We start from the raw sequence: 10,215 nt of genomic DNA, 5'->3' as shown, positions 1-10,215 counted from the left end.
GACATTCGCGGAGCAGGGCACACCGTCGGCGCGGGCGAGCCCTGAACAACGAACGCCAAACACAGCGCGGCGAGCAGAAAGACAACTAACAGCCGATAGAGGCAAGAAACAAGCGCGCTTCATCCTAGGCAACCTTCGCCAGGCTGTCCGGCGCACCGAGCAGCATCTCGAAGTCCACACGACGCAGTTCCAGACCGGCCCTGGCCTGGGCACCGATACGGACCAGCGCCTGTTCCTGGCGGTTCGGCGTGGCGCTCACGTGAACCGTCACGTCCGACAACCGCGGCTCGTAGCGCAACACCGCCTCGCGCAACGCCGCCGCTACCTGTTGGCAATCGGAGGCGTTTTGCGTGCTCAGTGCGCTCAGGTCCGGAATGCCGTACTCCAGCACCGTCGTGCCGCCTTGCGCGTAGTCCGACGGGGACAGCGACGAGCGTGTGTTGAACAGCCGCCGCAACTCCCGGCCTATCGACTCCTGCAGCGACGCCATCGTTTCCAGGTGCGCGCCCGTGCCGTGCCCGGCCGGCGCCGACGACAGCCGGTCGAACAGCGGAACGACTCCTCCTTTGGCGAGTTCGGACACGATCAACGGGCGCCGGATGCCTGCATCAGCTGGTCGAGTTCGTCGACAGGTTCCACATGAACGGCGCAATGCCTTCCTGGCCGCCGGCTTCCTTCTGCTTCGTGTAGTCCAGCTCGATCTTGGCGTAGTTCAGCGACAACGACTCCGACGGAGGTTCGCCGCCGCTCGACAGCGACAGGCCGCTCAGGATCACGTCGGTCAGCGTCACCACGATCAGGTCCAGCAGCACACCCTTGTCTTCGCGCGTGAACGTGATGACCGACTTGCCTTCGAACACCTCGGCCTGCGCCAGCTTCTGCAGCAGCTGCGGCGTGGCCGAATCGCTGATGCGCGACAGCGTGATTTCGGAAAAATGCGGCGTGTCCGTGGTGCGGGTCTGGTTGCTGGTGCCGGTGGTCACGCTGATGCCGCCCCCGAACTGGAAGCTCAGCACTTCAAGGGAGTCTTCGTGTCCCTTGACCTGGGTTTGCCCCTTGACGCCGTTCAGCTTGAGATAGATGGCCATGATGGAAAGGTTCTTTCGTTTTGTCTGTCCGCGCCTGCTGGCGCGGAGGAATGCGATGGATGGATCGATTGATCGATGGAGGGATGAATGCGGCGCGCGAGTGCGTGACTGTTCGCGCGCCGCCGGGTCAGGCTCGGGCTCAGGCGGCCGCGGCGGCCGGCAGGTCCGCCACCAGGCGGATCGAGGCCGAGAGCTCTTCGAGCTGGAAGTGCGGCTTCAGGAAAGCGATGGCGCGGTACGAGCCCGGCTTGCCCGGCACTTCGGTCACGTCCACGCGCGCCTGGCTCAGCGGGTACTTGGCCTTCAGCGCCTGCGGTGCCGACGGGCTCACCAGCACGTAGTTGGCGACCCAGTTGTTCAGGTGCTTCTGCAGGTCGGCCTGCGTCTGGAAGCTGCCGATCTTGTCGCGCACGATCACCTTCAGGTAGTGCGCGAAACGCGAGGCCGCCAGGATGTAGGGCAGGCGCGCCGAGATGGCCGCGTTGGCGTTGGCGGCATCCTTGTCGTACACCTTGGGCTTGTTCACGGTCTGGCCGCCGAAGAAGGTGGCGGTGTTCGAGCCCTTCGAGTTGACGATGGCAATGAAGCCCAGGTCACTCAGTTCCTTTTCGCGGCGGTCGGTGATGGTCACTTCCGTCGGTGGCTTCAGCGCGATGTCGCCTTCGTCGGTCTTGTAGGCATGGGCCACGAGGCCGTCGACCTTGCCGCCGCCTTCGACGCCGCGAATGGCCGTGGTCCAGCCGTAGACCGAATGCGCCTGCGTGATGCGCAGGCCGAGCTGGTAGGCGGCATTGGCCCAGAGGTACTTGCCGTGGTCGGTGCCGTCCACGTCTTCCTCGTAGTTGAAGTTCTCCACCGGAATGGTCTTGGCGCCGTAGGGCAGGCGGGCGGCGTAGCTGGGCAGCACCAGCGACACGTAGCGCGAGTCTTCCGATTCGCGGAAGCTGCGCCAGGCGGTGAGCTCGGCGCTTTCGAAGGTCTTGGACAGGTCGCGCGGAATGCCGAGTTCGGTGAACGACTTGAAGTCGAACAGGCCGGGCGCGGCCGCGGCAATGAAGGGCGCATGCGCGGCGGCGGCCACGCGGGAGATGCGCTCCAGCAGCGCGATGTCTTGCGGATGGCGGCCGAAGTAGTAGTCGCCGATCAGCAGCGAATAGGGGTGGCCGCCGTAGGTGCCGTATTCCTCTTCGTAGATTTTCTTGAAGAGCACGCTGGTGTCGTGGTCGACCGCCGTTTCCAGGTCCTTGAGCAGGTCCTTCTTGCTCACGTTGAGCAGGCGCAGCTTGAGGTTGGTGCCGGTCTCGGTGCCGAACACCAGGTCGCGCAGGCCGCGCCACGAGCCTTCGAGCGCCTGGAACTCGGGCGCATGCAGGATCGCGTTGAGCTGGTCGGTGAGGAGCCGGTCGATTTCTGCCACGCGCTCGTTGATGAGCGTGACCACGCCCTTGTCGGGGCTGGTCTTCATGCCTTCGTCGAGGATCTGCGAGGCCAACTGGCCGATCAGCTTCCTCGCGTAGGGGCCCTGCGAAGGCTCGGTCACCATGTTGCCTTCGTAGACGATCTTGTCGAGCAAGCCGAGCTCGCTGTGCGTCGTGACGGTTGCCGCGCCGCCGGCTTCGGCGGCTTTGGATTTGTTGTTGGCCATCTGAATCACCATTCAAAAGAGGTCGGGTGCGCCTGCGGGGCGGCAGCCGACAGGAGGTTGGTTAGGCTGCCGGGGCTTCGGCCTCGGGGGACGGGTGGGGCTCCGCGCCGGCGTTGCCGGCCTGCGGGGCTTGCTGCGAAGCCGCGGCCGTGCCGCCGGCCTGCGCCTTGGCCTGGCTCTGCACGGTCTTGAGGTCTTCGCTGTTCTGCACCACGCGCTCGAGCAGGTCGTCGAGTTCGTCGTTGCCGTCGAGCTTGGCGAGCAGGTCGCGCAGCTGCTGGCGGGCTTCGAGCAGCTTGGCCAGGCGGGGCACCTGGCGCACGATCGATTCAGGGTGGAAGTCGCCGAAATCCTTGAAGCCCAGTTCGATCTTCAGGTTGCCTTCGCCCTTCAGGGTGTCGGGCACCGAGAGGTCGAGGCGGGGGGAGATGTTGCCCAGCACTTCGTCGAAGTTGTCGCGATCGACCTCGACGAAGCGGCGCTCCTTGAGCTTGGGCAGCGGCTGCACCGGTTGCCCCGAAAGATCGGCCAGCAGGCCGACGACCAGCGGGAGCTCCTTCTTTTCGACAGCGTCCCCGATCTCGACGTCGTACGTGATCTGGACGCGTGGCGGGCGGTTGCGCCCCACCCATTTTTGCAAGCTGTTCGACATGGTTCGCTCTCAGAAAAGGTTGAGTTGACAAAGAAAAAATGCGGCGGCCCTTGGCCCGCTTCGCGCCGGCGGCGTACTGCCGGTGGCCGGTGAACTCCCGATCGCGGCGTCGGAGGGGGTGAAGATACAAATCGACATACCTGCTCACAATCCCCGAAAACAGGTAACAAGTCACACGACCGCGAGAAATGCGCAGCGGCTACTTGGTTACATGGAAAACTTCTGGTAACGGTCTGAGCGAGGCGATGCTAGTCAGGCGGCCGACGCCGCGCATCGGACTAAAGTCCAATGACAACGGGGGGTGGCGAGGCCTATTTCGCGCGCGTTGGCGCGCGCGTCAATTCGATGGCGAGGGGCCGTCCGGCGGGGCTTCAGCGCCTTGGCACCGAGATGGCGCGCCTCGTCATTCCCCTGTAAATCCGCACCAAAACGGTGGTTTCATGCGCCGAATTGGTTATCCAATCCGGCAAAATGCACGATTCGCATAAGGTTATGCACCGTTTTGGAAGAAGGATTTGGAATGAAGCACGCATCCGTCGGGGGTTTCCTGGCACATGTCGCACAACGCAACCCCGGACAGCCCGAGTACCTGCAGGCCGTGACCGAAGTGATGGAAAGCCTCTGGCCGTACATCGAGCAGCACCCGAAATACGTGGCCCACAGCCTGTTGGAACGCCTGGTGGAGCCCGAGCGCGTGATCATGTTCCGCGTGTCCTGGGTGGACGACCATGGCGAAGTGCAGGTCAACCGTGGCTTTCGCATCCAGCACAGCCTAGCCATCGGGCCGTACAAGGGGGGCATGCGTTTTCATCCGTCGGTCAACCTGTCGATCCTCAAGTTCCTGGCGTTCGAGCAGACCTTCAAGAATGCGCTGACCACGCTGCCGATGGGCGGCGGCAAGGGCGGTGCCGACTTCGACCCGAAGGGCAAGAGCCAGGGCGAAGTGATGCGCTTCTGCCAGGCCTTCGTGAGCGAGTTGTTCCGCCACATCGGCTCCGACACCGACGTGCCCGCGGGCGACGTGGGCGTGGGCGGCCGTGAAGTCGGCTTCATGGCCGGCATGGTGAAGAAGCTCACCAACCGTGCCGACTGCGTGTTCACCGGCAAGGGCCTGAGCTTCGGCGGTTCGCTGATCCGCCCCGAGGCCACCGGCTACGGCAACGTCTACTTTGCGCAGGAAATGCTCAAGCGCAAGGGCCGCAGCTTCGACGGCCTGCGCGTGAGCGTGTCGGGCGCGGGCAATGTGGCGCAGTACACCATCGAGAAGGCAATGGCGCTGGGCGCCAAGGTGGTCACCGTGTCCGATTCCAGTGGCACCGTGGTCGACGAAGACGGCTTCACCACCGAGAAGCTGGCCGTGCTGATGGATGTGAAGAACCACCTCTACGGCCGCGTGAGCGACTACGCCGAACGCACGGGCACGCGCTTCGTGGCCGGCGCGACGCCGTGGCACGTGCCGGTCGACGTGGCGCTGCCGAGCGCCACGCAGAACGAGCTCAACGAGGAAGACGCGCGCACGCTGGTGAAGAACGGCGTGGTCTGCGTGGCCGAGGGCGCGAACATGCCCTCGACCATGGAGGCCGTGAAGGTGCTCGAAGGCAACGGCGTGCTGTATGCGCCCGGCAAGGCGAGCAATGCGGGCGGCGTGGCGACCTCGGGGCTCGAAATGAGCCAGAACGCGGCGCGCCTGTCATGGACGCGCGACGAGGTCGATGGGCGCCTGCTGCAGATCATGCAGGGCATCCACGAGTCCTGCCTGCACTACGGTGCACGCAAGGACGGCAGCGTGAGCTACGTCGATGGCGCGAACATCGCGGGCTTCGTGCGCGTGGCCGACGCGATGCTGGCGCAAGGCGTGGTCTGAGGCCGCTTGCCCGAGCGGATCGAGCGAGTCGAACGAATCGGGCGAGCGTTCAGGTCAGAGTTCGATGAACGCCGAGGTGGCCTTGTTCAAGGCCAGTTTTCCCTTGGCCGTGATCGACTCGACCTGGGCCAGCTGGCGTATCGCGCGCGCGTCGGGCGTGCGGTCCGACGGCGGAATGAATGCGGTCACCAGCTCGGCCGCACGCAGCACGCGCAGCCTGTCGATGTCTGCGGGCGTGTGGACGACGTATGGCAATTTCTGCTCGGAGAGCACCCGAAGAAATTCCATGGACATGGTCCGTCTCCTTGTCTTGATGGCGGTTCGGACATTGTGCGCACAAACAATTAGCGCTGCCTAATCCCTGCGGCGCGCATGCCTTTCGCGGCGTGTACCGAAGTGTTCTTTCCGTGTACTTGAATCAGCGAAGGTGCCGGTTTGTTTCCGGCTTTTTTCGAATTTCTTCGAATTTTTTCTGGCCGTGCCGCGCTAGTTGCGGGCCTGAACCGGCCACGCCGTGGTGTCGGGCATCAGGATGTGCCAGAGCACCGGGTCGATGCCTTCGAAGGTCGCGCGATAGCGGTCCGAGCGGCGGTCTTCACCGGTCACGTCGCGGATCACGATGCCATCGATGCGGCCCGGGTGCGCGCGCATCACCTGCGCATAGATTTCGGGGTCGGCCTCGCCCGAGTCGCCCACCAGCACGAAGCGGCGCTGCGGAAATTCGGTGAACAGCCGCTGGATCACGCCGAGCTTGTGCGCGCGCGAATCTTCGTCGCCGGGCACCAGCGTGCGCCATGTGGTGCTTTCGCGCAGGTGCATGCTGCCGGCTGGAAAGTCGGCGCCGCGAATGAAATCGGAGAGCGCGGGATACAGCTGGATCGGGCTGGACGACAGGTAGTGAAAGCGCGTGCCGGGCGTCTTTGCCAGCGTGCGGTAGTACGCCGCCATGCCGGGCGTGGCCTCGAAGCGGCGCGCGAAAGTGTTGAGCAGCATCTCGCGCCGGTCGCGCACCTGCGTGCGCTTGATGGTGTCGTCGATGTCCGAAATGATCGACGTGCCTTGCGCGGGCACGATCAGCGCCTGGCCCCTGAAGCGGTGCAGCAGTTCGCCGGGGCCGGTGACGCCGTGGAACTGCTGCCACTGTTGCGACCCTTGCGAGGTCGCCGCGCGCGGCGCGTCGATCACCACGCGCAGGTTGCTGCGGCCGTCCTTGCCCGAGGGCGGCATCGCGATGCGCGTCGGCACGCCGTCGAAGTCGACGTCGATCAGCTTGCCTTCTTCGGACTCGGCATGGAACAGCGCGGTGCGCTGGTTGAAGCGCAGCCGCGAGGCGGGCGACAGCTTCTTCAGGTTCAGGCCGAGGTAGCGCGCAAAGGCGGTGTTAAGGCCCCAGCGGTGCTCGCGCTCGAAGATCCATGCATGGATGTCGACTTCGAGCCGGCCGTCGGGCGTGGGCCGCGCGGTGCCGGTCATGAAGAGCGCTTCTTCATCGGGCTCGAGTGGCTTTGCCGCATGCAGCGCCTGCAGCGGCGCCAGGCCGGCGAGCAGCGCCGCACCCGCCACCAGCGACCGGCGCCGCAGCGCCGGGAGTGGCAAGGGGCGCGTGCCGTCGCTCATGAAGCCTTGCCGGCGCCGATGCGTTCGTAGGTCACGAAGCTGAAGGGCAGGCCTTCCTTGGCCGAGACATGCGCTTCGCGCTGTGTCTCGCGCCATGCGGCGGCGGCGAGCGTCGGTGCATGCGCGTCGCCTTCGTAGTCGCGCGCGATTTCAGTGACCACCGCGCGCTGCGCGAAGGGCTCGGCTTCGGCATAGATCTGCGCGCCGCCGATCACCCACACCTCGCCGGCCTGGTGTTGCTCGCACAGCGACAGCGCCTCTTGCAGGCTGCCCACGTGCTGCGCGCCATCGGCACGCCAGTCGGCCTGCCGCGTGACCACAATGTTCTGGCGGCCCGGCAGCGGACGAAAGCGCGGCGGCAGCGAATCCCAGGTCTTGCGGCCCATGACCACCGGAGCGCCGGCGGTCTGCTGCTTGAAGTGCGCCATGTCCTCCGGCAGGTGCCAGGGGATGGTGTTGTTGGCACCGATCACGCCGTTGGCGGCGCGAGCGAAGATGAGGTTGATGCGGGGCGTGGTGCTCATTCCGCTCACACCGCCACCGGCGCCTTGATCGGATCGCCGTGCCTGTAGTCGATCACTTCGAAGTCGTCGTACTGGTAGTCGAAGATCGACGCCGGCTTGCGCTTGATGCTCAGCGTGGGGTAGGGGTAGGGCGTGCGGCTCAGTTGCAGCGCCACCTGCTCGGCGTGGTTGCTGTAGATGTGGCAGTCGCCGCCGGTCCAGATGAAGTCGCCGACGTCGAGGTCGCACTGCTGCGCCACCATGTGCGTGAGCAGCGCGTAGCTGGCGATGTTGAAGGGCACGCCGAGAAAGATGTCGGCGCTGCGCTGGTAGAGCTGGCAGCTCAGTTTGCCGCGCCCGCCTTCGGTTTGTGCCGGCGCCACGTAGAACTGGAAGAAGGCGTGGCAGGGCATGAGCGCCATCTTCGACAGCTCGGCCACGTTCCATGCGCTGACGATGATGCGGCGCGAGTCGGGGTTGGTCTTCAGCGTCTTGATGACGTCGGAAATCTGGTCGATATGGCCGCCGTCGGGCGTGGGCCAGCTGCGCCACTGCACGCCGTACACCGGGCCTAGGTCGCCGTCTTCGCGCGCCCATTCGTCCCAGATGGTGACGCCGCGTTCCTTGAGCCAGTTGTTGTTGCTGGAGCCGGTCAGGAACCACAGCAGTTCCTGGATGATGGACTTGAGGTGCACCTTCTTCGTGGTCACCAGCGGAAAGCCTTCGTTCAGGTCGAAGCGCATCTGGTGGCCGAACACGCTCTTGGTGCCGGTGCCGGTGCGGTCGCTCTTCTGCACGCCGTGGGTGTCCACGTGGCGCATGAAGTCTTCGTATTGGGAGCGGACGGGGCGGGAGGGCGTGGAAGTCATGGGAGGAGGGGGTCTCTGGCGGGCCGGGGCCGGGTGTTTCGAATTTTAAGTGCCTGGGCTTAGCATGGCGGACATGAGCCAAGACCACCCCACGAACGGCCACGGACACACGCACGATCACGGCCACGACCACGACCACGGCCACGAGCACAGCGAACTCGGCGAGATGGACCTGCGCGTGCGCGCCCTCGAAAGCGTGCTGACGCAAAAGGGCTACATCGACCCTGCCGCGCTCGACACGCTGATCGACACCTACCAGACCCGCATCGGCCCGCGCAACGGCGCGCGCGTGGTGGCGCGGGCCTGGGTCGATGCGGCCTTTCGCGAATGGCTGCTGGCCGACGCCACCGCGGCCATTGCCTCGCTGGGCTACACCGGCCGGCAGGGCGAGCACATGGTGGCGGTGGCGAACACCGACACGCAGCATCACATGGTGGTCTGCACCCTGTGCAGTTGCTACCCCTGGCCGGTGCTGGGCCTGCCGCCCACCTGGTACAAGAGCGCGCCCTACCGCTCGCGCGTGGTGCGCGACCCGCGCGGCGTGCTGGCCGATTTCGGCGTGACCTTGCCCCAGGCCACGCACATCCGCGTCTGGGACTCGACCGCCGAAGTGCGCTACCTCGTGATTCCGCAGCGCCCGCCCGGCACCGATGACCTGACCGAAGACGAGCTGGCCGCGCTGGTGTCGCGTGATTCGATGATCGGCACGCGGCTGGTCGAGGCGCCGGTCAGGGAGGAGAGTCCCGCATGAGCGGCAACCACTACGCCACCAAGGCCGACCTGGGCGGCCAGCCGGGCTTCGGACCTGTCACGCCCGAGCCCGAAGGCGAGCTGTTCCACGGCGCGTGGGAGCCGCGCGCATTGGCGCTCACGCTGGCCATGGGCGCGACCGGCTCATGGAACATCGATGCGAGCCGCGCCGTGCGCGAAACGCTGCCCGACTACCGCGACCTGAGCTACTACCAGATATGGCTCAGCGCGCTCGAGCAGTTGATGCTGCAGCGCGGGCAGGTTTTTCCGGACGAGCTCGCGTCCGGCGAAATGCGCCACGCCGCCGCCCCCGTCGCCCGCGTGCTGCAGGCCGCGAACGTGCCGGCCGTGTTGGCCAAGGGCTCGTCGACCGAACGCCCCGCGCCAGGCCCCGCGCGTTTTGCATTGGGCCAGCCTGTGCGCATGCACCTGGGCAAGGTCGACCACCACACGCGGCTGCCCGGCTATGTGCAGGGCAAACGCGGCGTGATTGCGCATCTGCACGGCGCGCATGTCTTCGCCGATACCAATGCACAGGGGCTGGGTGAGCAGCCGCAGTGGCTGTACACGGTGGTCTTCGACGAAGCGGAGCTGTGGGGCAACGACGCACCGCGCCAGAACGTGTCGGTGTCGGTCGATGCATGGGAAAGCTATCTGGAGGCGGTCGCGTGAAGGGCGAAAGCAGCGGCAGCAGCGACAGCAGCGACAACAATGCGCACCGCATGCCGTTGGTGCCCGGCATGCCCCGGGAGGCCGACGGACCGGTGTTCAACGCTCCCTGGGAAGCGCAGGCCTTTGCGATGACGCTGGCGCTGCACGAAGGCGGCCTGTTCACGTGGCCCGAATGGGCCGAAGCCTTGGCCGCGCAGATCGCCGCCGCTCAGGCCGCGGGGGACCCGGACACTGGCGAGACGTACTACCGTCATTGGCTGGCCGCGCTGGAGCACCTGGTAGCGCACAAGGGCGCGAGCTCCGGCGAAGAACTCGCCCGATACCGTCACGCGTGGGACCAGGCGGCTGACCGTACGCCGCATGGGCAGCCTATTGAGCTTCGCGGCGAGGACTTTTCTTAGGCGCTTGTTTCGTGGTGCGTTCAGGGCGACGCTCACGCCGACGGTGTGCTCTGCTCCGCGAATGTCCCCCGCTTCGCTCCTCCTTTATTTCGCTGCGCAGAGCACACCATCCGCGTGAGCGTCATCAGAGTGGTCGTTGATCAGCGGTACACCA

General features: G+C 65.8%; 12 protein-coding genes. 4 read left to right on the top strand and 8 right to left on the bottom strand.

From position 1 onward, the window contains the following. Nucleotides 1-124: 124 nt before the first annotated feature. The 4 genes from tssE to tssB form a co-directional block, all read right to left on the bottom strand. Entirely contained in the window at nucleotides 125-583 is a 459-nt protein-coding gene (gene tssE, locus DBV14_RS31145) for a type VI secretion system baseplate subunit TssE (protein ID WP_185546190.1), read from the bottom strand. 25 nt (nucleotides 584-608) lie between these two features. Next, on the bottom strand, nucleotides 609-1,088 hold the full coding sequence (locus DBV14_RS31140; protein WP_124465475.1) for a type VI secretion system tube protein Hcp: 480 nt from the start codon (nucleotides 1,086-1,088) through the stop codon (nucleotides 609-611). Nucleotides 1,089-1,227: 139 nt separating this feature from the next. Then, nucleotides 1,228-2,733, bottom strand: coding sequence for a type VI secretion system contractile sheath large subunit (tssC, locus tag DBV14_RS31135; RefSeq protein ID WP_124465473.1), 1,506 nt, complete (start codon nucleotides 2,731-2,733; stop codon nucleotides 1,228-1,230). Nucleotides 2,734-2,794: 61 nt separating this feature from the next. Further along, nucleotides 2,795-3,385, bottom strand: a complete 591-nt coding sequence (tssB, locus tag DBV14_RS31130; protein ID WP_124465471.1) for a type VI secretion system contractile sheath small subunit — start codon at nucleotides 3,383-3,385, stop codon at nucleotides 2,795-2,797. A 520-nt stretch (nucleotides 3,386-3,905) separates the two neighbouring features. On the opposite strand from tssB, the gene gdhA reads away from it, so the two are divergent. Next, on the top strand, nucleotides 3,906-5,249 hold the full coding sequence (gene gdhA / locus DBV14_RS31125; RefSeq protein WP_124465469.1) for an NADP-specific glutamate dehydrogenase: 1,344 nt from the start codon (nucleotides 3,906-3,908) through the stop codon (nucleotides 5,247-5,249). 54 nt (nucleotides 5,250-5,303) lie between these two features. Here the strand turns inward: gdhA and DBV14_RS31120 are convergent, their stop codons facing one another. From DBV14_RS31120 to DBV14_RS31105, 4 genes are all read right to left on the bottom strand, one after another. Further along, on the bottom strand, nucleotides 5,304-5,543 hold the full coding sequence (locus DBV14_RS31120; RefSeq protein WP_124465467.1) for a hypothetical protein: 240 nt from the start codon (nucleotides 5,541-5,543) through the stop codon (nucleotides 5,304-5,306). A gap of 192 nt (nucleotides 5,544-5,735) precedes the next feature. After that, a complete protein-coding gene (locus DBV14_RS31115) occupies nucleotides 5,736-6,866 on the bottom strand; it encodes an App1 family protein (RefSeq protein ID WP_124465465.1) in 1,131 nt (376 codons plus the stop codon). Further along, nucleotides 6,863-7,390, bottom strand: a complete 528-nt coding sequence (locus tag DBV14_RS31110; RefSeq protein WP_185546189.1) for a dihydrofolate reductase — start codon at nucleotides 7,388-7,390, stop codon at nucleotides 6,863-6,865. Before DBV14_RS31110 ends, DBV14_RS31115 begins: the two co-directional genes overlap by 4 nt. Before the next feature lie 5 nt (nucleotides 7,391-7,395). Continuing rightward, nucleotides 7,396-8,238, bottom strand: coding sequence for a thymidylate synthase (locus DBV14_RS31105; protein WP_124465461.1), 843 nt, complete (start codon nucleotides 8,236-8,238; stop codon nucleotides 7,396-7,398). 73 nt (nucleotides 8,239-8,311) lie between these two features. Between DBV14_RS31105 and nthA the strand changes: the two genes are divergently transcribed. Genes nthA through DBV14_RS31090 form a run of 3 tightly spaced genes read left to right on the top strand, consistent with a single transcriptional unit; the run spans nucleotide 8,312 to nucleotide 10,061 of the window. Further along, nucleotides 8,312-8,989, top strand: a complete 678-nt coding sequence (nthA, locus tag DBV14_RS31100; protein WP_124465458.1) for a nitrile hydratase subunit alpha — start codon at nucleotides 8,312-8,314, stop codon at nucleotides 8,987-8,989. Further along, a complete protein-coding gene (nthB, locus tag DBV14_RS31095) occupies nucleotides 8,986-9,660 on the top strand; it encodes a nitrile hydratase subunit beta (RefSeq protein WP_124465457.1) in 675 nt (224 codons plus the stop codon). Before nthA ends, nthB begins: the two co-directional genes overlap by 4 nt. Nucleotides 9,661-9,710: 50 nt before the next feature. After that, on the top strand, nucleotides 9,711-10,061 hold the full coding sequence (locus DBV14_RS31090) for a nitrile hydratase accessory protein (protein ID WP_124465479.1): 351 nt from the start codon (nucleotides 9,711-9,713) through the stop codon (nucleotides 10,059-10,061). The last annotated feature ends 154 nt before the right edge of the window (nucleotides 10,062-10,215 follow it).

This window comes from Variovorax sp. KBW07 (genome assembly GCF_003852515.1).
GTDB lineage: Bacteria > Pseudomonadota > Gammaproteobacteria > Burkholderiales > Burkholderiaceae_C > Variovorax.
The sequence above is the reverse complement of the archived record's forward strand: the minus strand, read 5'-3'. Positions and strand labels throughout refer to the sequence as shown.

Coding starts and splice junctions, on each gene's coding strand:
- DBV14_RS31090 (WP_124465479.1), top strand. CDS start 9,711: ATGCCGTTGGTGCCCGGCATGCCCCGGGAGGCCGACGGACCGGTGTTC.
- DBV14_RS31105 (WP_124465461.1), bottom strand. CDS start 8,238: ATGACTTCCACGCCCTCCCGCCCCGTCCGCTCCCAATACGAAGACTTC.
- tssC (WP_124465473.1), bottom strand. CDS start 2,733: ATGGCCAACAACAAATCCAAAGCCGCCGAAGCCGGCGGCGCGGCAACC.
- tssB (WP_124465471.1), bottom strand. CDS start 3,385: ATGTCGAACAGCTTGCAAAAATGGGTGGGGCGCAACCGCCCGCCACGC.
- gdhA (WP_124465469.1), top strand. CDS start 3,906: ATGAAGCACGCATCCGTCGGGGGTTTCCTGGCACATGTCGCACAACGC.
- DBV14_RS31120 (WP_124465467.1), bottom strand. CDS start 5,543: ATGTCCATGGAATTTCTTCGGGTGCTCTCCGAGCAGAAATTGCCATAC.
- DBV14_RS31140 (WP_124465475.1), bottom strand. CDS start 1,088: ATGGCCATCTATCTCAAGCTGAACGGCGTCAAGGGGCAAACCCAGGTC.
- nthA (WP_124465458.1), top strand. CDS start 8,312: ATGAGCCAAGACCACCCCACGAACGGCCACGGACACACGCACGATCAC.
- DBV14_RS31110 (WP_185546189.1), bottom strand. CDS start 7,390: ATGAGCACCACGCCCCGCATCAACCTCATCTTCGCTCGCGCCGCCAAC.
- nthB (WP_124465457.1), top strand. CDS start 8,986: ATGAGCGGCAACCACTACGCCACCAAGGCCGACCTGGGCGGCCAGCCG.
- DBV14_RS31115 (WP_124465465.1), bottom strand. CDS start 6,866: ATGAGCGACGGCACGCGCCCCTTGCCACTCCCGGCGCTGCGGCGCCGG.